Source organism: Micromonospora sp. LOL_014 (assembly GCF_048060245.1).
Taxonomy (GTDB): domain Bacteria; phylum Actinomycetota; class Actinomycetes; order Mycobacteriales; family Micromonosporaceae; genus Micromonospora_E.
In genome coordinates, this window is the sequence record NZ_JBHMIP010000045.1 from 1 (window position 1) to 20734 (window position 20734).

The window sequence follows — 20734 nt, forward strand, 5'->3', positions numbered from 1 at the left end:
CTGCGCGTGTCACGCGCGGCGTGGCTGGAATCGCCGCCGATTAGGGCGGCGAGGATGTCAAAGCGCGAGCAGGGACAGTGGCTTCGGCTGGTACCCCTCCAGGTAGCGGGCCGGATCGGCGTGCAGTACGGAGGCGAGCAGTGTGCCGAAGACGTCCCGGAAGTCGGTCGTCGCCTTCAGGTCGCCGTCGTCGAGGTTGGTGAGGCTGGGCTGTTCGCCGTGAAAGCCCCCGACGACTCGGGGACCGAGTACGAAGACCGGTCCGGCGGTCCCGTGGTCGGTGCCGTCGGAGGCATTGGCGCGCACCCGGCGGCCGAACTCACTGTAGACAACGATTGTGACGTTGCGCCCGGCCGGGCTCGTCGCCAACCGGTCCATGAACAGTGTCAGCGCCCCGTCGACCTCCTTGAGCAGCCGCTCCTGCGCGGGCCGTTCGTCGGCGTGCGTGTCGAAGCCGCCCAGGCTGACCGAGTAGACCCGGGTGGGTACGCCTGCCTCGATGCACCGGTGCACGAGCGCGAGTTGGGTGGCCAGTGACGTCTCACCGCCCGTGCCGGTGGCCGGCAGGTGACCAGGCTCGCCGGCCCCGAACGGCTGATCGGACTCCCGTACCCGTCGGATCAGGCCGTCCACCCGCAGGAAATCGTGCAGCGCGGTCGCCGCCCGCGCCTGCAGGACGTCCTCGCCCCGCTGTTCGCGCCCGAGCGCGCGGACCATCTCCGCGCTGATCCCGGCGGGCAGTTGGGGTGCGCCGAGCGTGACACTCGCTCCCGCCCGCGTCTCGCCCGCCAGCAGTGGCGGAAGCACCGGCTCGAAGCTGACAGCCGCTTCCGGCGATGCCTGGATCCCGTCGAGCCAGCGCCCCACCCAGCCGGATCGGACCGGTGCGTCGGGCGACGCCGTCTGCCAGATGTCCATCGACCGGAAGTGGCTGCGGTCCGGCCGGGGGTATCCGACGCCGAGGACGACTGCCAACCGCTTGTCGTCCCAGAGCCGCTTCAGTCCGCCCAGCGCGGGGTTGAGGCCGAGCACGCCGTCGAGGTGCAGCACCTCCTCGGGGGCGTAGGCAAGCTCCGGCCGGGCGGAGTGGTAGGCCGGGTCGGCGTACGGGATGACGGTGTTCAGCCCGTCGTTGCCTCCGTACAGCGTCACGATCACCAGCGTGTCGGCCGGTCCGGGCTCAGCGCCCTTGTCGCCTTTGGCGAGCAGCTCGGCGATGCCCAGGCCGGCTGCGGCGAGCGCACCGCCGCCGACCGCGCCGGAGGCCAGCAGGAACGTGCGTCGGGTCAGCGGATCCATGCTAGTTCACCAGGTACTCCGGGCTGGCCAGGCCAAGCGTGATCAGCTCTTGCGGTGTCGTCGCCTGTTTCAACGCCGCGTACGTGCGGTTGGTCCAGGTCGGAACCACGAGTACGTCGGCCAACCGCTCCACCGTGATCCAGGCACCACCGGCCAACTCGGCGAGTACGCCGGCGAGGCCCAGCCTTACCTGGGCTGCCGAGGAGGTCAGCCAGGCGGTCCCGCTCGGCCAGCCGGCTACACTCGGCGGCGCGAACGGCACCTGTCCAAGACCTTTGAGCCCGCTGACGACAGTGTGGAAGGCCTCGCCGGAGAGTCGCGCCGGGCGGATGCCGAGCTGCCGCATTGCCCCGATCAGCCACTCCATCGGCTGTTTCACCATCCGGTAGCGCCCCGAGCGGAACTGGTCGTCTTCGACCAGGGCGCGCAGCATCGAGATGCCCACCGGGAACGCCGCGATCATCTCCCCCCGGGTGGACTCCGGGATCGGTTCGGTGGCGGACGCGTACCGGAACCACAGCCGGTCCGCGATGAACCGGGGGCAGGCCGGCCGGGCGGCGAGGTGGTCCACCAGCGAAAGCGCGTCGAACTTCGCGGTGGCGCCGAGGATGGTCTTGGGCCCGGCATCGTGGTCCTTGGGCACGAAGATCGCCGTCGCAGGCACGCTCAGGTCGGTCTTCCAGCCGGTCAGTGCCCGGCCGGCCGCCTTGACGTCACGTTCGCTGTACTGCCCGATGCCGAGCATGAACAGTTCCATCAGCTCTCGGGCAAGATTCTCGTTCGGCGCCCGTCTGGTGTTCGTGTGCCCGTCGAGCCAGTAGACCAGCGCCGGGTCGGTGACCAGTTTGCGGGCCATTGTGGTGAACGCCGGCGAGCTCCGCATCTTCTGGTGTTGCGCCAGCATGAACTGCGGACTTCCGACCTTCCGTATCGAAGTCGCCCAGTGCCCGTGCCAGAAGAACAGCAGCTTCTCAGTGGCCTGGTGGTCGGCGACGGTCAGCCGGTCGAGCCACCACCGGATGATCGTGTCGGTCTGCTGGCGGCGGAGCGCCTCCGCGGCGGCGCGCCGCTCGGCGCCCGGGTCGGGCAGATCGTCGAACGCGTCGGGGCCAAGCTCCGGCATCGGCGCCGCCGCAGCACCCCGGTCCTGCTCTCCGGGATCCATCAGACGCGCCACGGTGGCCGCGTACCCGGCCTTCGACGCGGCGGCCAACTCGGACGAGGTCGGACCGAACCCCACACGTCGCAGGAGCAGTGCGACGCTATCGCTCATGTGGATTAACGTACGCGACTGTGCCGGCGACCGGGTACCGCCTAGCGCCCGCGCCGCATCGCCACCCCGCGCCGCGTCGCCACCAGGCCCACCAGGTTGACAGGTAGGGCACGCAGCACGTCGGCGGCGGCGGCCAGCTGATCAGCGCGGGTGGAGCCGACCCGGGCCACCAGCAGCGTCGCGTCGGTCGCGCCCGCCAGCAGCAGCGTCTCCGCATCGGACAGTAGCGACGGCGCGTCGACCACAACGAACCGGCCGCTGAGCCGCATCGACTCCAGCGCCGGGGCCAGCGCGTCCGAGGCCAGCAGTTGCTCGCTCGGCCCCGGCCCGGCCGGGCCGGCCGGCAGGACGTACAGCGGCAGGTCCGGGTGCCGGTGCGTGGCCTGTTCGGCCGCGACCTCGCCGCGCAGCACGCTGGTCAGGCCGACCGTGTTCGGCACGTCGAAGAGCCGGTGTACGCCGGGGTTCCGTACGTCCGCGTCGATCAGCACGACCGGCTCGCCGGCCCGGGCGAACGCGATGGCGATGTTCGCCGCAGTAGCCGTTCTTTCTTCCCCCGACACCGAGCCGGTGACCGTGAGGCTGGCGAACCGGCGCCCGGCCGCGCGCAGCCGCAGGTTGGCCCGGATCTGCCGGAACACCTCGACGCGCGGCTCCGTGTCGTCGCCGGTCGCCAGCGGCGGTCTCCCCCCGCCGGCGGCGACGGCACCGAGCAGGACGGTGCCGGCGACCTCGGCCGCGTGGCTCTCGTCGCGTACGGTGCGGTCACGCGCGTAGCGGACCACTGCGACGAGGACTCCGATCGCCAGGCCCCCGGCCGCGCCGAGCCCGGTGTCGGCCGCGACCTGCGGCGTGGCCGGGGCCGAGGGCGTCGTCGCCGGCCGGGTCACCGAGACCTTGACCGGTGACTCGTCGATGCCGGTCGGCTTCTCCAGGCGCGCGACGTATGCGGGAAACTCCGCCGCGATCGCGTTGGCGATGTCGCGGGCGCGTACCGGATCCGGGTCACGGACCTCGACGGTGAGCACCGCCGTGCCGGCCGCGCCGGTCACCGTGACCCGCTGCGTCAACTCCGAAGGCTGGTACGGCAGTCCGAGTCGCCGTACGACGGCTTCGGCCACCTCGGGGCTGTTGCCCACCTCGGCATACGAGCGCACCCGCTGCAGGATGTAGTTGCCGCCCTCGTTGAGTTGGCCGATGTCGCGGGTGGTGAAGTTCGGCGCGAAGAACAGTTGGGCGTCCGCCCGGTACATGGGTTCCTGCTGGGCGGACGCGAGACCCGCGCCCGCGCCGCCGAGCAGCACCAGCGCCAGCACCAGCCACCGCTGCGACCACACGGCTCGCAGATGGCGCTCGAGCGTGAGCTGCTGCCACTGCTGGTGTACGGATGGCGCGCCGTCGCCCGGCCCGTCGGAGGCAGGCCGACTGAGCAGCCGAGCCGGGGCGAACCGCCCGGAAAGCTTCACGCTGAACCTCACACCCCGCCGGAATAGCGGCGCAATGTTAGCAGCAGGTCCGCTCCGCTCATCGTCGCAAGGCCGTCAGCGCCGGGTCGGGGAGCCTACAATCGACGGGTCGCAGCGACTCGGCGGCGCCGATGCCGACGGCGAGCAGCAGCACCCCTGCGGCGCCCGGCCACAGGTAGAAATCGAAGAACCAGATCTGTACGGCGAACCCGACGATGAGCATCCGTGCCGTCAGCGACCTGAGCTTGACCAGCACGACCGCCAGGATGGACACGAACACCAGCAGCGCGAGCACGCCGAAGTCGTACCAGAGGGTGAGGTAGCTGTTGTCGAACGCCTGTGCCTGCCCGTCGGAGATGCCGATCTGCTGGAAGAACCGCACGTGCGCCTCCGGGCCGAGGCCGAACAGTGCGCTGCCGGCACCGTCCGTGATGCCGGACCACGCCTCTTCCGTACGGCGGTAGCGCGCCGTCGCCGAACTCGACCCGCTGACGTTGGTGAGGCGGGCCCGGACGAGGTCCGTCAGGTCCCGCACCGGCTTGGGACCGACGGCCACCAGTACGGTGCCGGCGGCGGCGAACGCCGCGACCAAACCGACGCCGCGCCGGGTGAACTTGCGCGGCTGGGCCAGATACCAGATGCCGAGCGCGCAGGCCGTGCCGATCCACGCGCTGCGCGACCCGGACAGCAGCAGGCCGACCGCCCCTGCGGCGAACGGCACCTGCCAGAGCCGACCGCGCAGGCCAACGGCCACGCAGATCGCCAGCATGCCGTACGTGCCGTAGACGATCGGATGTCCCATGGTGCCGGCCGACCTGCCGGCTCCCGCCTGTGCCGTGAACGCGTTGCTGATGGCCAACTGGTCGAGAATCGGCCAGGTGCCGGACATCCGCTGGTAGACGGCCAGCAGGGTGACGGGTACGGCGACCCAGGCGAACGCCCGCGCCAGGCGGACCACCGGCGCACCGGCCCGCGCCTCGGCCACGACATGCCAGCCGACCAGCGCGTAGCAGGCCAGCGGCGCGACGGCGATCACAATGTCCTTCGGGCCGGTCCACCACATCAGGCCGGTGAGCACGTAGACCGCCGGGACCGCGAATCCCAGCATCCCGACGGACGGCAGCGGCGCGTACGGCTGGAAGCGCTGGATCCGGCCGAGCGCGGCGATTGCCGTCGCCGCCAGCAGCACTATCCATACCGGATCGACCGGGTATCCCGGATCGGCGGTGACCGGGACGAGCAGCAGGACCGCGAACAGCGTGTAGTTGAGCCGATCCGGGGTCCACAGCCCCCAGGCGAGCAGGCCGACCACGGCCACGGCGGCGAGCGCGACCGGCTGCCGGGCCGCCACCACCCCGACCGCGACGGCAGCCACCCCGGAGACGACCGCCACGGCCGGGTCCACCGGCCGGGACGCGCCGCGCAGCGTGGGCAGGTGCGACATCAGCTGACCGCGCCCAGCTCATCGAGGTACGCGACGAAGCGTGCGGCCGGGGACGGTTCGGTGGCGAGCTCCCGCCCGCGCCGTGACGCCTCGGCCGCGAGCCGCCCGAACGCTTCCTGGTCGGCGGCCAGATTCAGCAACGCCGAGGCGAGCGCACCGGCGTCGGGATCCACCAGCAGTCCGCCACCACCGGCGAGGATCTCTGTCGTGGCGCCCGCCCGGTAGCCGATCACCGGGGTGCCGGAGCGGAGCGACTCAAACGTCACCCGGCCGTAGGCCTCGTTGCGGGACAGCATCAGCGTCGCGTCCGCCCGCGCGTACAACGCGGCCGGGTCGTCCGTCCACGCGACGGTTTCGAGCTGCGTCTCGACGCCGTACCGGCGGGCCAGGTCGGCGAGGCCCCGCTGCGCTTCACCGTCGCCGACCCCGGCCAACGTAAGGGTGAACGCGCGGCCCTGGCGCGCGCAGATCGCCAGCGCCTCCACCGCGTCGGCCTGGCCCTTCTCGGCGCTGTGCCGGCCCAGCAGCACCAGCCGCTCCAGTGCGACCGGACGGTCCGCACCCGGCCCGGAAACACCGTCCGGCCCGGATACACCGTCCGGCCCGGACGGAGCGTCCGTGTCCGGCCCGGATTCGACCGGCGGCGGGATCACCCGCAGCTTCGCCCGCGCCATCGGCACGGCGCTGGTCACCTGACCGGCGGCGTACGCGGAAACCGCCACGACGCCGTCCGAGAGGCGCGCGATGAGCCGGGCGATCGCGGCCCGGGGCAGCACGGACCGCAGGCTCGGGTTGCTGAGCAGGCTCTCCCGCACCACCCAGACGTGCGGCACCTGGGACATCCGCGCGGCGATCGCCCCGGCTGGTACCACCGCCGAGTTGGTGACCACCACGTCCGGCCGCGTTCGGTGCAGCAGACGCCGGTATCGGGGAACCGAGGCGAGCGCCTGGAGCAGCCGGACCGCGCCGACCGCAGGGCCGTACCGCCGGCCCATCCACAGCCGGGTCGGCAGCACGACCACGTCGGCGCCGGCCGCGGCGAGCTGCGCGCGCAGCTGCCCGTCCCCGGGCACCGTGACGGTCACCTGGTGACCGCGCGCCCGCACCGCCTCGCCGACCAGGGCGAGCAACGAACGCTCCGCGCCCATGAGATCGGCGGAGTGGCTGACGAACAGGACGTGCACGCTAGAACCTCTCCGTCGGGCCGTGCACTCCACGCAGCCCGTCCCAGTAGCCGGCGAGGACGGCGATCGCCCGGTGCCGGTCGTTGCGGCCTCCGGCGACGAGGCGGAGCACCGACCTGGCCAGGTTCTTGTAGTGGACCGGCTCCCCGATCAGGATTCGCCGCAGCGGACGGGGGTAGTGCTTGCGTACATAGAGGATCTCGTTGCGGTGATGGTAGTACTGTGCGCGAGGACTCGAACCGGCCAGGCTGCCGCCCCGCCGGTGCCACACCTGCGAGGCGCATACCAGGCCGATCCGACCACCCGCCGCGGCGATCCGCCGTACCAGGTCGAACTCCTCCTTGTAGTGGAAGAACCGCTCGTCGAACAGGCCGACCCGGACGGCCCAACCGACGCCGAGGAGGATGGCCGCGCCGGTCACCACGTCCACATCGTGCGCACCGACCTCGCACCCGGCGCAGCGCAACGGCCGTACCCGGCCGCCCGGCAGCGTCGCGGCGACGACGTACGGCTCCGGCCGGGGGTCGTCCGGTCGCGCGGACGTCGTCTGAGCCGATGTGGACACCGCGTACCGGTCCGCATGCGCCAACAGCGCCGACAACGTGTCCGGCCGGGGTACGCAGTCCGCGTTCAGCAGCCAGACGAAGGCCGCGTCGCGGTCGTGCGCGACCCTGATGCCGGCGTTCATCCCGCCGGCGTAGCCGAGGTTGGCGTCGAGCCGCACCAGCGTCACCGCGTCACCGAGCGCGCGCAGCTTGGCGATGGAGTCGTCGGTGGAGCCGTTGTCGACGACGACCACCTCCGGCACGACGCCGCCGGCGGCGACCGCCCGGACGCAGCGGATCGTGTCGTCCGCGCAGTTCCAGTTGAGCACCACCGCGACGACGCGGGTTCCGTCGCTATCCACGCCCACTGACCCTGTCCCCCGCCACCCGATGACCGGCCCCGGACCGGACGGCGAGGCCCAGCACCGTGCTGTGCGCGGCGAACAGAGCCACCGACAGCGCGGCGACGCCCCACGCCCCGTACGGCGCGGCGACGAGAGGATAGCCGACCACCGCGGCCAGCGCGGTACCGAGCGCGATCACGGCGGTGGTGCGCTCGCCGCCGAGGTTGACCAGGCGCGCGCTGAGGACCTTACCGACCGACACCGCGACGCTGCGCGGCACCAGCAGCGCGCCGAGCAGCACCGCCGCCGCGTACCCGCTGGTCAGCACCCCGATGCCGGCCAGCCCGACGAGCACCAGCACTCCCATGCCGACCGCCAGGTAGACGGCCCGGCGCAGCACCCTGCGCAGCCGGTCGGCCGAGCCTTCCTCGTGGTCGCGCAGCGTCCGCTGGGCTGCGACGACCGCGCCGGCCTGGGAGAATTCGATCGCCGCTACCGCCAGGGAGTAGATCGCCAGTGCGTCCGCGCCCTGGTAGCGGGCCAGCGCGAGTTGGTCGAAGCGGTACGTGAAGATCTGTGCCACCGCGCCGGTGTGGGTCAGGCCCAGCCGGGCGAGGCGTTCGGGCTCCGCCGAGGTGCGCCGCGCCATCGCGCCCAATGGTGCCCCGTGCGCCGCCCACATCGCGACGGCCATCACCGCCTGGCAGCCAAGCCAGGCCAGCAGCCAGACCGTCGCGTCGTCGACCGAGGCGAGGATGAGCACGAGGTAGAGCAGGGGCGCGGTGGCGGCGAACAGCGCGCGTTGGCGGTAGACGGCGACGAACCGTCCGAGGGTCAGGCCCGCCGCCGCGGGCATGGTGCCGGCCGCGACGCACGCCGCCCCAGCTGCCGCGAGTGCCGGCGCAGCCGCCTCCGCGTACCAGGCGAAGACCCAGCCCAGCGTGGCCGACAGCGGCACCGTGGCGGCGTAGACGGCGAGGCTGCGCCGCCCGGACCGCTCCCGTAGCCAGTCGCTGCCCTGCGCGAGCATGAACGTCTCCAGTGACAGGCCGCCGACCGCGACGCCGACGGTCGCGCTGGTCGTCGTCGCGACCAGCAGGCCGCGCTCTGCCGGCGGCAGCGCGACGCTCAGCAGGATGGCAAAACCGGACATGGCCAGCGCGGCCACGTACATCACCGTCGCGCTGCCGACCGCGCGCCGGATCGCGTACGCCGCTGGCCTGGGCCGGCCCGGACTGGACCGGCCCGGCCCCAGCTCTTGGCTCGTCATGCCCGCAGCCCGGCGACGGTGCCCCGGATGACGGCGGTCGCCGCGTCGGGGCGGCGGGCGAGCAGCGCCTTCGCGGCGTAGCCGAGCCGGGCCGCGGCGGCGAACGGCACCCGGTGCCGGTAGTGCTTGCGGAAGAAGACCATGCAGCTGCGGCTGGCGTGAAAGTACGCCGTGGTCGACTTGACCGTCATGTCCGCCGTCGCCCCGGTCGCCACGCCGCCGGTGTGCTCGACGGCCAGGTCCGGGACCGCTGTGGTCGGGATGACCAACCGGGCCGCGCGTAGCGCCATGTCAGCCTCCTCGTAGAACAGGAAGAAGTCCTCGGAGAACCCGCCCAGATCCTGCCACGCGCGGCGGGTGACGAGCAGCGAGTGGCCGGCCGCGTAGACCAGTTTGCTCGACCCTGCCACCCCGCTGGCGGGCGGTCGTCCGCTCTGGCCGGTCCACAGGTCGACCATGCCGAGGTCCGGCCCGCCGCCCGGCGCGGCGCTGGCCGTCGCGCCGATCGCGCGGTCGCCGTCGCGCAGCACGTCGAGGGCCGAGGCGAGCACGCCGCCCACGATCCGGGTGTCCGGGTTGAGCACCCAGATGACGTCGGCGCCCTCGGCCAGCAGCCAGGTGGCAGCGAGGTTGTTGCCGGCGGCGTACCCGACGTTGCCGTGCCCGGCGATCACCCGGACCGCCACGCCGGCACGCTCGGCGGACCCGGCGATCTCTGACAGTTCGGCGGCCTGGTCGCTGTTGTCGACTATCGCGATCGCGACGCGCGGACCGGTGGCCTGCGGACCGGCGGCCCGGCCGGCCACGATGGAACGGATGAGGCCGGCGGTGTCGGCCGCACTGCGGTAGTTGACGATCGAGATGCCGAGCAGACCACTCACCGTGCCCCCACCGCACCATCGCCCGCCGCACGCCCAGGACAGGAGTACGAAACAGCCTCCCGATCGACCTGTCAAGTGGCCTCGGAACCGACTCCTTCCTGGACCTGGTCGACCAACTCATCTGAATCATGCCGGCTCCACCGAACCCGACTCACTAATTTGGAGCAGGCGCATCTTGTCGGGCACGACTGGAGTCTTCGGGGTGATGGACGCGGGCAGTCACTCGCTACGATTCTCCAGCAAGGGGTACGGGGAGGAATCGATGGCGCGCGTACTTGTCGTCTCGACGCAGCGTTCGGGGCCTACCCGAGCATCCGCGATGCTCTGGAGGTCGCGGCCGGTGAGGCCGGCTCCGTGACGATCGACGCGAGCGACGGCACCGGACAGCAGCCAGAAGATGATCGGCCTACGCGGCCTGGTTCGCGTGTCGGCGCCCGCCCCGACGGGGGGTGACCCAGACATGGCCACGCGACGCGACCAACTCCACTCGTACCAGTTCCTCACCCAACGGGTCATCTCTGCCTTCGTGATGCGCGAGCCCGACCCGCAGCAGTCCCCGCTGCGCCGCGGTGTCAGCGCAATCTTCGGCGGCCTGATGATCGCCGTCCTGGTCGCCGCCGGGTTCGGCATCTACGGCATCATGACCAAGGCCGACAGCGACAGGTGGCAGGCCGACGGCGCGGTCGTGATCGAGAAGGAGACCGGCGCCAGCTTCATCTACCTCCAGGGCAAACTGCACCCGACGCTCAACTACGCGTCGGCGGTGCTGGCCTCCGGCCGCCCCGACGCGCCCGTGTTCCGGGTGCCTGGCAACTCGCTGGCCAGCACGCCCCGCGGCGTCACGATCGGTATTCCGGGCGCGCCCAACTCTCTGGCACCGGCCAGTAGGAACCTTGGCCTACCTTGGACGATCTGCTCGGCGCCCAGCGGGGATGACACCGGCCGAACCGTCGAAACCGTCTCCCTGGTCGTGTCTCGGGCACCGGTCGGCGGGCGGTCGCTGGCGGAGGAGGGCGTGCTGGTCCGCGACTCCCGGCAGGACACGACGCACCTCGTCTGGCACGGCCGCCGGTTCCTGATCCGCGACGCCCGCAACGTCGTACCCGCCCTCTTCGGAGAGGTCGACGCCGCACCGGTCGGCGCGGCGTGGCTCAACGCGCTGCCCGCCGGCAACGCCATCGAACGGGTCGCGTTCAGCGGCCGCAACCAGCCGTCCGGCGAAGTGGACGGCTGGGCGATCGGCGACGTGCTGGCCACGCAGACCGGCTCGGGGCCGCAGTACTACCTCGTCCTCGACGACGGGCTCGCTCCGATCACCGAGCTGCAGCAGAACATCCTGCGCGCCGAGTTCACCGTGGAGCCGGTCGAGATACCTGTGTCCCAGGCCACGTCGGCACCGATCAGCAGCCAGGTACGGCCAGCGGCCGGAGACAGTGCGCCGCCCGCGACGCCGCCCACGCTGATCCGACCGGCAACCGGCGACGCGCTGTGCGCGGTCACCAGCGACGCACGCGCCGTACCGACGATCACCTCTGTCGGCGGTACGGTGGCCGGCCTCGACGAGGCCGTACCGACCGGCTCGGTCACCCGCGCCGGCGTGATCCTCGCCGACTATGTGCTGGTGCCGCCGGGCCGGGTCGCCGTCGTGCGGGTGATTGGCGCGCCGACCGCCGATCCCGGCCCGTACTACGTCGTCACCGACGTCGGCATCAAGTTCCCGGTGCTCAACGCGACCGTCCTCGGGCAGCTCGGCTACTCGGCGGACCAGGCGACCGACGTGCCGACCACGCTGGTCTCGCGGATACCCACCGGACCGACGCTCGACCCGGTCGCGGCCACCCGCCCCGCCTCGGGGGCCCCCGCCGACTGACATCGGGGGCGCTCAATCGAAGAGCATCACTGGCTGGCCGGGTTCTTCGGACTCGTCCCGCCGTGGCGCCGCAGGAGCCACCGCCGAGCGCCGGGACCGCCACCGGACCCCGGCACCGCGACCGACAGTGTCAGCACGGTAAGCACCTGGTGACGCCCAGCGACGCGTTGGCCGGCACCGAGGAGCCCTTCGGTGGCGGCTGCGGTCGCCCGCAGCTCCTGGTTCCAGTGACACTGATCGCCACGGACAGCGGCATGAGCGCGCCCAGGCAGGTGCCGAGCAGGACCAGGGTCAGCGCGACGGCCACCACATCCAGCCCGGCGAACGCGCCCAGCGCGAGCGCCGAGGCGGCGCCCATGCTGACGAACGCCTGCAGCATCGAGTAGCCCCGGTCGCGGGCCTTCGGGTCGCTGTGGGTCAGGTCGTCCATCAGCGCCTGACCGCAGAGCGCCACGGGGCCGCTGGCGAAGCCGGTGAGCAGCTGTCCGACGGTGAGTACGGCGTAGCTCTGGTACAGGCACAGCAGGATCGACACGACGGCGTTGACCGGCATCCCGGGGTGCAGGATCCGGCGGACCGGAACGAGGTCGAGCAGCGGGGGCACACCGGCGGCCGCCGGGACGGCCGGGACGTCAGTCGGTCGGCTGGTGTTCCAGCATGGCCAGCATCTCGTCGAAGGCAGGAGACGAGTGGTACGGAAAATGGCCTCCGCCGCGTCGAGGTCCCGGTCGCGGCAGGCCTTCAGGAAGCGCCGGTGCTCGTCGAGCCCGTCGAGTCGCCGCTCCTTGGACCGGGTGGACGCCACCGAGAGCATGCCGGGCGTCGACGACCTCAGCGACAGCAGCATCTGGGGGTGAGACGCGGCGAACGCGCCGCGTTGTACAGGAACACGTGGAACGTCCGGTTCAGCTCGACGTACTTGCCGAGATCCGGGTCGCGTTCCATCTCCTCCTGCATCCGTTCGGCCTCGGCCAGCTCCGCCTCGGTGATCCGCTCGGCGCACAGTCGGGCCGCCAGCGGGAGCGAGCTGTCCCGCACCGTGCAGGTCCTTGCCGTGGGTGGAGCCCACCGCGTCGGTGACGACGATCGGCGTCCACATCCGCCGCTTGGTGTTGATGATGTAGTCACCCGGCTTGGGCCCGCGGCTGCATGCCGCGCTCGACGAGCCGTTGGTAGATCATGACGTGGATGACCGGCAGCCCGAGCTCGCGGCCGGCGTACAGAAAGGCGGCGGCGTTCGGCAGGATCCGCTCGGCCACGTTCTGCGGGAACGACGACCAGTCCTTGTCAATCTGCCGTACGTGCATGTCGATCTGCACGACGGGGGTCTTCGCGAGTCGATCTCCAGGGCGTCGTTCAGCTTGCTGAGCGTCGCACTGCGGTCGATGATCTCGACGGCGTGGCTCTTGGGGGTGCACCTGGTTGTATGTCATGTCGTTCTCCTTGAGTCGCTGGCTCATCGCACTGGTCTTGGTCGTTCTGTCACTGCGGGTCGTGGCCCGCCGGCGAGCGGTCCGGGTGCAGCGCCACGTGGCGCGGCTAGCTCCGCACGTGCACCCGCCTGCCCAGTGCCGCGCCCGCGCCGCCGGTCACCCGGGCGGTGACGAGGTGACCGGGCTCCAGTTCGGCGAACAGGCCGAGGAAGGACGCCGAGCTCTCCAGCACCAGGATCCGTTCCGAGACCGCACTCTGCGTAGCGACCATCTCACTCTCGTCCCGATAGACTAGAGACGAGATTTGGTAGAGCTTGTTGCGGCGATGTCGCCCTGGCTGTTGCGGCGCGGTTAGCAAGCCATGTCGGAGCCGATACACGACGAGGTCGCCCCGGGTCACGCCGCACCGACGAGACGCCGGCCAAACGCGCTCGGCCGCGCTCGAGGTACCAGCCCTCGTCGCCACGCAGTGCGCTGCGAAGTAGGCTCGCCTAACCTAAGAAGGAGCAGCGAAGCGGAGGAACACGCGATGGCGACGACCCGGCGGAAGGCACCGAATCAGCACGTCCTCACGGTCGAGTCCACCGAGCGGCTGACGCCGCATCTGGTGCGGGTGGTTCTCGCCGGACCGTCGCTGGCTGAATTCAGCTACGCCGGCCACACCGACGCGTACGTGAAACTGCTGTTCGTCGACCCCACGCTCGGGCTGGAGCCCCCCTACGACCTCGCCGCGCTGCGAACCACCCTGCCGGCCGGGCAACGGCCGGTGACCCGTACCTACACGGTCCGCTGGTTCGACCAGGCCACCCGGCGGCTGGCGATCGACTTCGTGACCCACGGTGACGCCGGGGTGGCGGCCGTTTGGGCGGCCAAGGCCACGCCCGGCGACCGGCTGGTGCTGTCGGGTCCCGGCGGGGCGTACGCGCCCGACCCGGCGGTCGGCTGGCACGTGTTCGCCGGGGACCTGTCCGCGTTGCCAGCGATCGCCGCGTCCCTGCAGGCACTGCCGGAGCACGCGCGCGGCGTCGCGCACCTCGAGATCACCGAACCGGCCGACATCATCGACCTCGAACACCCCGCCCAGGTGACGGTGAACTGGCTGGTCAACACCGACGACGGCGACACCGTGTTCCTCGCCCGCGCGATGGAGGACTGGCCCTGGCCGCCCGCCGAGGACTCTCCCGGCGCCGTACAGGTCTTCGCCCACGGCGAGCGTGAGTCGATCAAGGCTGTCCGCAAGGTGCTCCAGGCACGGGGCATCCCCCGCGAGGCAATCTCCATCTCCGGCTACTGGGCCCGCGGCCGCACCGAGGACGTGTTCCAGGCCGAGAAGCGCGAGCCGCTCGGCCGAATCGACTGACCGTCGTACCCGGCCAGCGTCAGCCCGGCCCACCGTCGGGCTCCCGGGCCTCGCGTCTACGGCGTTCGGCGGCGCGGCGCTTGCCTTCGTGCATCGCGACCACCCGCGCGATCGGGATGCCGTGGCCCTGCTCGACCAGGCCGGAATCGAGGCGCTGCGGCGGCGGCATCAGCGCCGCCCACGGATCGCCGTCGCCGAGCAGGGACGGCACCGTACCGATGGTGTAGTCGGTCGGCACCGCCGCCTCCAGCCTTTCCCAGGCCAGCGGGAAGGAGACCGGCAGCCCCGGCCGCAGCCGTGGGCTGTACGGGGCGACCACGGTCGCGCCGCCGGCCCGGGTCGAGTCGAGGAAGACCTTGCCGTCCCGCTGCTCGACGATGAACGCCGTCGTCGCCAGCGCCGGGTCCAGGCGTTCGGCGCGGGCCGCGATCGCCCGGGTCGCCGCGGCGACGTCGGCATGGTCGGCGTCACCCGCCAGCGGCACGAACACGTGCGCGCCCTTGGCGCCGCTGGTCTTCACCGCCCCGGCCATGCCGCACGAGGTCAGCACCTCGCGGACTAGCAGGGCCGTCTGCGCCGCCGACCGGAACGCGCCGCCCGGCGGCGGGTCGAGGTCGAGGATAAGGTGCGTCGGGTACGCCCATTCACCGGCTGTCGTCAACGTCGGATGGAACTCGACCGACCGCTGATTGGCGAACCAGAGCAGGGTCCGCCGGTCGTTACACAGGCCGTAGGTCAGCATCCGCCGGGAGCGGTCCGCCCACACCTCGGCGGTGGCGATCCAGTCCGGTGCGTACCCGGGCAGGTTTTTCTGCATGAACGGTGGCTGGCCGGGTCGGACCCGGACCACCGATAGCGGCCGGTCGCGCAGCGCGGGGACGATCCGGTCGTGCACCGCGTCGAGATAGTCGACGAGGTCGCGCTTTGTCGCACCGGCGCCGTCGAACAGCGGCTGGTCGAGGTTGGTCAACGGCACCCCGGCCCGCTCCTCGCCCGCCTTCGCACCTCGTGGCATCCGCCCATCGTTCCACGCCGATCACCAGTCGGAAATATTGTGCGGGTACCGGCCGGCCCGACCGGTGCGGTGGCCGCCGCGCCAACCGCGCCCGCTGGGGCCGCTTCGCCCACCGGCTCCGACTCGCGTCCGCTGCGGGCTGCGGGCTGCGGGCTGCGGGCGTCAACGCATCAGCTGCAGTACCAGGACGACCACGCCGAGGGCGAAGAAGAGCGGGAAGTCGGGCGGCAGGATGCCGCCGAGATTGCGGTAGAAGCGCAGGATCAGCATCATGCCGAAGAAGGCCATCGTGTAGCCAGCGGCGATGGCGCCGATCTCCGGCCGCCAGATGCCGATCACCAGGCCGGCGGCGGCCAGGGTGTCGAGGACCGCTATCAGCAGGGTCAACGCCCGGCTGGGGCGGAATCCGAAGTGGTTCTGCAACGGCTGGATGCCTGCCTCCATGCCGATGTACATTGCGAGGCCGTGCAGGACGAACTCCATGATGAGCACGGCTGAGCAGATGATGACGATGATCCGCACGGACAGTCTCCAGTTATTTCGGGCGTGGTGTGCCACGGTGTTCCGGCGTGGCGGCGTTCGGGCGTGGTGTGGCGGGTCAGGTCGGCAGTCCGGCCAACTCGGCCAGGCGGGTCAGGGCCTGGTCGAACAGGGCTGCCCGGTCGTCGATGATGTTGTTGAAGTGACCGAACAGCTCCAGGTTGAGCATCCCGAACAGCCCGCTCCACGCGGCCAGCGCGGCGATGACGGATTCGTCGGGTACGGCTGGGAGCACGGCCGAGCGCACCCGCTCGAGATCACCGCCGAGCGACTCGGGCGTGGCCTGGGCGGTCGGCGGGGTACGCAGCTCTCCGGCTCGATACGCGTCGCTGATGATCCGGCCGAGCACCACCTTGTCCCGCATCGCCGCCTGCACAGTGGTCTCCGGGGCGTGGTAGCCGCGTACCGGTGATCCGTAGAGGAGTGCGTACTCGTGCGGGTGCTCGATCGCCCAGCTGCGCAGTGCCTGCCCGACCGATCGCCACCGGTCCACGAAGTCGTCGGCCGCCGCCGCCTCGTCGGCCTGCTCGACGGCGGTGCCGACGGAGTTGTAGCCGTCGGTGACCAGCGCGGTCAGCAGGTCGTCACGGCTCGGGAAGTAGCGGTAGACAGCTGAGGAGACCATGCCGAGATCCCGGGCGATCGCCCGCAGGGAGAGGTTCTCGGCACCCCGGTCGGCGAGCTGCGCCTTGGCGATCCCGACGATCTCGTCGGTCAGTTCCTTGCGGACGCGTTCCCGCAGCGCGCGTGCGGAAGCCAAGGCCTCTCCTCCTTCGAGCGGTCCCGTCGGTCCCGGCACCGGGCACCACCGCACCGATCGTGCAGGTCAGTACCGCCGAAGCTTACCCGACCGGGTACCACGAATTAGAGCATGGGTCGTACTCATGAGCAATAGTCTTGACAGAGAGCACCGCTCCTGTCAGCCTCGTATCGAACCTCACCACCCTCGCGGGTCGGCATCAACCGCCGTTCCTGCCAGCTCTGCGGCACAGCCATCCCCGAATCCATCTCAGGTCGAGAGGAAGCCATGACAAGCCAGGAACAGAAGGCCGCTGCGCCGGCCGGAGCGTCCGGCGGGCCCGTCCCCGACAGCCGGCGCTGGCTGGTGCTGGTCGTCGTCTCGGTCGGGCAGCTGATGATCGCGCTCGACACCACCGTGGCCAGCGTGATGGGCCCGGAGCTGCAGCGCGACCTCGGGTTGTCCCCGATCGGGCTGCAGTGGGTCTTCAACAACTACATCATCTTGTTCGGCGGTCTGCTGCTGCTCGGTGGCCGACTCAACGACGTGATCGGTCGGCGCCGGATGTTCCTCGGCAGCCTCGCCCTGTTCACCGCAGGGTCGCTGCTCGCCGCGATGGCGCAGACCGACGACCAGATCCTGATCGCCCGGGCCATCCAGGGTCTGGCCGCCGCCGGCCTCTCCCCCGCCTGCCTGAGCATCCTGGTCGTCTCGTTCCGGGACCCGGCCGAGCGAGCCAAGGCGTTCGGCGTCTGGGGCGCGGTCATCGGCGTCGGCGCCGGGCTGGGCACCCTGCTCGGCGGTGCCATCGTCGACGTCAACTGGCGGCTGGCGTTCTACATCAACATCCCGATCGCGGTGGTGCTCACCTTCGGCGCGTTGTGGCTGATCCGTGGTGGCGCGCCGACCGGGCCACGCCCCAAGGCCGACATCCTCGGTGGACTCACTGGCACCCTGGGCCTCGGTACGTTGGTCTTCGGCATCGTCAGCGTCACCGACCACGGCTGGACCGACGTCCGTACCCTGGCGGCGTTCCTGGTCGCGGCCGTGATGTTGCCGGCGTTCGTCGCCATCGAGCACCGGGCGGAGGCACCGCTGCTGCCGCTGCGGCTGTTCAAACTGCGCGGTGTGGTCGCCGGCAGCCTGGGTGAGTTCTTCACCGCGGGTCTGATGATCCCGTGCTTCATGCTGCTGCCGATCTACATGCAGACGATCCTCGGCTACTCGCCGCTGGAGACCGGGCTCGCGTACCTGCCGACGACCCTCGCGATGATGATCGTGGCCGGTCCGCTGTCCAAGGCGATCCCGAAGATCGGCGCGCAGATCCCGTACGTCGTCGGCACCGTGCTGCTGGCCGTCATGCTGGTCCTGCTGATGCGCACCCCGACCAGCGGGTCCTACTGGACGATCATGCTGCCGATCACCACGCTGCTCGGCGTCGGCCTGGTCCTCTGCCTGATCCCGACCCCGACGGTCGGGACCTCGATGGCCACCGAGGACGACGCCGGCACCACGTCGGCCGTGCTGAACGTCGCCACCCAGGTGGGCGGGGCGCTGGCCCTGGCCATCTCCGCGTCCGTGCTGCAGGGCCGGCTCACCGACCTCGCTGAGCAGGGCCAGGTCGGGCCGGAGGCGCTGAACGAGGCACTGCACCTCGGCATCGCCACCCTGTTCGTCTGGGTCGGGCTGAGCCTGCTGACCGGTCTGATCGGCTTCCGCGGTCTGCCGGCCGCACCGCCGCCGGCCGCCGGCACCTCCACCGACGGGTCTGCCACCGACGGTGCCGACGCGCCGACCGATGCCGGTGGCAGCGACGCCAAGCCGGTCGCGGCACCCGCCGCGTCCTGAGCCGACCGGACCGGGCCGGGCACCGCGTCGGTGCCCGGCCCGGTCCGACGTACCGGCTCAGGTTCCGTCCGGCGTACCGGCTCAAGGTCCGGTCGAGGGGCAGCCGGTTTGCTGTCGGTGGACCCATTTTGCCGAAGGAGGCACCGTGCGTTGGGACAACATCTATCTGGCCGGCACCGGGCTGTACCTGCCGGAGCAGCAGTACACCGCAGAGCAGGCGGTCGCCGACGGCGCCTATGACGCCTCCGCCGCGGAGACCAACGGCATCCGGGCGGTACGGGTGGCCAACGACGACGAGGCCGGCGTGGTGATGGCCGCCGCAGCCGGACGGCAGGCGATGTCCCGCTCCGGTCACGACTCGCAGGACATCGACCTGGTGTTGCACGGGTACGTGTCGCACCAGGGCCGGGAGATGTGGAGCCCGGCCCACTACGTCCAGCAGGAGACGGTCGGCGGCGGCCCCTCGGTCACCATCGAGATGCGGCAGGGCTGCAACGGTCTGCTCGCGGCGCTGGAGCTCGGCGCGTCCTACCTGGCCGCCCGGCCGGACACCACCGCCGCACTGCTGACCGCCGGGGACGCTTTCCGGCTGCCGTACATCGACCGTTGGAAGAGCGACGACCAGACCATCTTCGGCGACGCGGGCAGCGCCCTGGTGCTGTCCAAGCGGCAGGGCTTCGCCCGGCTGCTGGCGACGGCGAGCACCACCGAGCCGAGCCTGGAGCCGCTGTACCGGGGCGGTGGGCCGTGGACCTGGGCGCCGTTCGACACCGGCAAGCCGGTCGATCTGACCGCGCGCAAGGACGAGTGGCTGATGCGCTATGAGGACGCCTACGACGACGCCCTCGAGTTGGTCAACCAGAAGCTGACCAGTGTGCTCGACCAGGCAGTGACCGAGGCGGGGACCAGCGTCACCGAAGCCGACTGGTTCGTGCACGCCAACCTGATCCAGCCGATCGTCGAGTGGGGCTTCCACAAGTCACTCGGCCTCGACCCGGCCCGGACGACCTATGAGTGGGGGCGCGACCTCGGACACATGGGCAACAGCGACCAGGTCGGCGGGATCAACCACCTGGTCGAGACCAACCAGCCGAAGTCCGGCGACAAGCTGATCACCGTCGGCGCCGGCATCGGGTTTATGTGGACGGTTGCGGTGCTGGAGTTCGTCTGATCCGCGCCCGGTCCGGTCCCGGTCCGCAGGTACCGGGCCGGCCGGGGGCGTCCGGCCCGGCGTCGGGATGCCGGCCGGATCAGAGAATCCAGCCGGCATCCCGGGCGATCCGCACCGCGTCGACCCGGGTACGGGCATCGAGTTTGGTGGCGATGGAAGTCAGATGGTTACGGACGGTCCCCGCCGAGAGGTAGAGCATCGCGGCGATTTCCTTCGCCGAGTGCCCGTTCGCCGTCAGCTTGAGGATCTCGATCTCCCGGGGCGAGAGCGGGCTCGTGGACCGCTCGTTCAACGCGGCGAGGGCGATCTGCGAGTCGATCACCCGTCGCCCGGCGGCAACCTCGCGTACCGCCTCGGCGAGACTGGCGGGTGGGGCGTGCTTGAGCATCAGACCGGTCACCCCCGCTTCCAGGCTGCGCCGCAGCATCCCCGGCCGGTCGATGCCGGTGAGGATCAGCGTTCGGCAACTGGGAAGCTGGTCGTGCACCTGCATCGCCGCCGAGAGGCCGTCGATCCCGGGCAGGTTGACGTCGATGATCGCCACGTCCGGACGGTGGGTCAGCACGGCCGGTAGGATCGCGTCGCCCCGCTCGACCTGGGCGACAACCTGGATGTCCGGTTGCAGTTCGAGCAGGGCGACCAGCGCCCCACGGACCATGTGGACGTCCTCAGCCAGTAGGACCCGCAACGGGCACGTCTGCATGACTCGTTTCCCGCCTCCTGCACGACAGCTGCGTCACGGTCGACGACGCACCGTACTAATGCCGCGATCAAGCCGTGCGGGTGGGGCCACCGTTTCCGGCACACCGATTTCAGGCGCCACCGTAAAGGGCTGAAGACCCCATCCGCGCTTCCCTCTCAAAACCGACATCAGGTCTGCGTTATTGACCCGATCCGCCGACTCAACGACCGGCCACAGGATACCCTCTGCCTTCAAGCATTGCCGGGAACGGAAGCGGGCAAGGTCGGGATATACCAAATTTGCCCGGACCCCAGGGCTATTGCAAAGTCGGGTGACCCCTGGTCACGGCAGGGTTTCCCGTGGTTACGGC

Annotated in this window: 20 protein-coding genes; 4 read left to right on the forward strand and 16 right to left on the reverse strand. The window is 71.1% G+C overall.

Annotated features, from left to right (window positions below):
* Positions 1 to 57: 57 nt before the first annotated feature.
* From ACFHW1_RS27150 to ACFHW1_RS27185, 8 genes are read right to left on the reverse strand one after another with little or no spacing between them, the layout of a single operon-like run.
* Positions 58 to 1299: a DUF1501 domain-containing protein gene (locus ACFHW1_RS27150; protein ID WP_416557180.1), complete on the reverse strand. Its 1242-nt coding sequence runs from the start codon at positions 1297 to 1299 to the stop codon at positions 58 to 60.
* Position 1300: 1 nt separating this feature from the next.
* Positions 1301 to 2572, reverse strand: a complete 1272-nt coding sequence (locus ACFHW1_RS27155; RefSeq protein ID WP_416557179.1) for a DUF1800 domain-containing protein — start codon at positions 2570 to 2572, stop codon at positions 1301 to 1303.
* Positions 2573 to 2613: 41 nt separating this feature from the next.
* Positions 2614 to 4038 carry a Wzz/FepE/Etk N-terminal domain-containing protein gene (locus ACFHW1_RS27160; protein WP_416616465.1) on the reverse strand — a complete coding sequence of 475 codons (1425 nt, stop codon included), beginning with the start codon at positions 4036 to 4038 and terminating at the stop codon, positions 2614 to 2616.
* 58 nt (positions 4039 to 4096) lie between these two features.
* The gene (locus tag ACFHW1_RS27165) at positions 4097 to 5482 is read right to left on the reverse strand and encodes an O-antigen ligase family protein (protein ID WP_416616467.1); all 1386 of its coding nucleotides are present in this window, start codon (positions 5480 to 5482) and stop codon (positions 4097 to 4099) included.
* On the reverse strand, positions 5482 to 6666 hold the full coding sequence (locus tag ACFHW1_RS27170; RefSeq protein ID WP_416616468.1) for a glycosyltransferase: 1185 nt from the start codon (positions 6664 to 6666) through the stop codon (positions 5482 to 5484). The genes ACFHW1_RS27165 and ACFHW1_RS27170 overlap by 1 nt, the downstream gene beginning before the upstream one ends.
* Position 6667: 1 nt before the next feature.
* A complete protein-coding gene (locus ACFHW1_RS27175) occupies positions 6668 to 7573 on the reverse strand; it encodes a glycosyltransferase family 2 protein (protein ID WP_416557175.1) in 906 nt (301 codons plus the stop codon).
* A complete protein-coding gene (locus ACFHW1_RS27180) occupies positions 7566 to 8825 on the reverse strand; it encodes a hypothetical protein (protein ID WP_416557174.1) in 1260 nt (419 codons plus the stop codon). Before ACFHW1_RS27180 ends, ACFHW1_RS27175 begins: the two co-directional genes overlap by 8 nt.
* Positions 8822 to 9706: a hypothetical protein gene (locus tag ACFHW1_RS27185; RefSeq protein WP_416616469.1), complete on the reverse strand. Its 885-nt coding sequence runs from the start codon at positions 9704 to 9706 to the stop codon at positions 8822 to 8824. Before ACFHW1_RS27185 ends, ACFHW1_RS27180 begins: the two co-directional genes overlap by 4 nt.
* A gap of 460 nt (positions 9707 to 10166) precedes the next feature.
* Between ACFHW1_RS27185 and eccB the strand changes: the two genes are divergently transcribed.
* Entirely contained in the window at positions 10167 to 11576 is a 1410-nt protein-coding gene (gene eccB / locus ACFHW1_RS27190; RefSeq protein WP_416616470.1) for a type VII secretion protein EccB, read from the forward strand.
* A gap of 130 nt (positions 11577 to 11706) precedes the next feature.
* On the opposite strand, the gene ACFHW1_RS27195 is transcribed toward eccB, so the two are convergent.
* From ACFHW1_RS27195 to ACFHW1_RS27210, 4 genes are all read right to left on the reverse strand, one after another.
* On the reverse strand, positions 11707 to 12423 hold the full coding sequence (locus ACFHW1_RS27195; protein ID WP_416557171.1) for a hypothetical protein: 717 nt from the start codon (positions 12421 to 12423) through the stop codon (positions 11707 to 11709).
* Positions 12408 to 12614 carry an FCD domain-containing protein gene (locus ACFHW1_RS27200; RefSeq protein WP_416557170.1) on the reverse strand — a complete coding sequence of 69 codons (207 nt, stop codon included), beginning with the start codon at positions 12612 to 12614 and terminating at the stop codon, positions 12408 to 12410. Before ACFHW1_RS27200 ends, ACFHW1_RS27195 begins: the two co-directional genes overlap by 16 nt.
* 86 nt (positions 12615 to 12700) lie before the next feature.
* Positions 12701 to 12895, reverse strand: a complete 195-nt coding sequence (locus tag ACFHW1_RS27205) for a hypothetical protein (protein WP_416557169.1) — start codon at positions 12893 to 12895, stop codon at positions 12701 to 12703.
* A gap of 220 nt (positions 12896 to 13115) precedes the next feature.
* Positions 13116 to 13280 (reverse strand): hypothetical protein, encoded by a 165-nt coding sequence (locus ACFHW1_RS27210; RefSeq protein ID WP_416557168.1) that lies wholly within the window; start codon positions 13278 to 13280, stop codon positions 13116 to 13118.
* Positions 13281 to 13538: 258 nt separating this feature from the next.
* Between ACFHW1_RS27210 and ACFHW1_RS27215 the strand changes: the two genes are divergently transcribed.
* A complete protein-coding gene (locus ACFHW1_RS27215; protein ID WP_416557167.1) occupies positions 13539 to 14369 on the forward strand; it encodes a siderophore-interacting protein in 831 nt (276 codons plus the stop codon).
* Positions 14370 to 14388: 19 nt separating this feature from the next.
* Here the strand turns inward: ACFHW1_RS27215 and ACFHW1_RS27220 are convergent, their stop codons facing one another.
* The 3 genes from ACFHW1_RS27220 to ACFHW1_RS27230 all read right to left on the reverse strand — a co-directional run bounded on the left by ACFHW1_RS27220 (position 14389) and on the right by ACFHW1_RS27230 (position 16684).
* Positions 14389 to 15384 (reverse strand): DNA polymerase domain-containing protein, encoded by a 996-nt coding sequence (locus tag ACFHW1_RS27220; RefSeq protein ID WP_416557166.1) that lies wholly within the window; start codon positions 15382 to 15384, stop codon positions 14389 to 14391.
* 162 nt (positions 15385 to 15546) lie between these two features.
* A complete protein-coding gene (locus tag ACFHW1_RS27225) occupies positions 15547 to 15906 on the reverse strand; it encodes a hypothetical protein (RefSeq protein ID WP_416557165.1) in 360 nt (119 codons plus the stop codon).
* Positions 15907 to 15982: 76 nt separating this feature from the next.
* Positions 15983 to 16684, reverse strand: coding sequence for a TetR/AcrR family transcriptional regulator (locus ACFHW1_RS27230; protein WP_416568958.1), 702 nt, complete (start codon positions 16682 to 16684; stop codon positions 15983 to 15985).
* A 267-nt stretch (positions 16685 to 16951) separates the two neighbouring features.
* Here ACFHW1_RS27230 and ACFHW1_RS27235 point away from each other — a divergent pair, with 267 nt between their 5' ends.
* Together ACFHW1_RS27235 and ACFHW1_RS27240 are read left to right on the forward strand one after the other, a co-directional pair.
* On the forward strand, positions 16952 to 18511 hold the full coding sequence (locus ACFHW1_RS27235; RefSeq protein ID WP_416568959.1) for an MFS transporter: 1560 nt from the start codon (positions 16952 to 16954) through the stop codon (positions 18509 to 18511).
* 145 nt (positions 18512 to 18656) lie between these two features.
* Positions 18657 to 19682, forward strand: coding sequence for a ketoacyl-ACP synthase III family protein (locus tag ACFHW1_RS27240; protein ID WP_416568960.1), 1026 nt, complete (start codon positions 18657 to 18659; stop codon positions 19680 to 19682).
* A gap of 79 nt (positions 19683 to 19761) precedes the next feature.
* Here the strand turns inward: ACFHW1_RS27240 and ACFHW1_RS27245 are convergent, their stop codons facing one another.
* Positions 19762 to 20385: a response regulator transcription factor gene (locus tag ACFHW1_RS27245; protein ID WP_416568961.1), complete on the reverse strand. Its 624-nt coding sequence runs from the start codon at positions 20383 to 20385 to the stop codon at positions 19762 to 19764.
* Between the last annotated feature and the right edge of the window lie 349 nt (positions 20386 to 20734).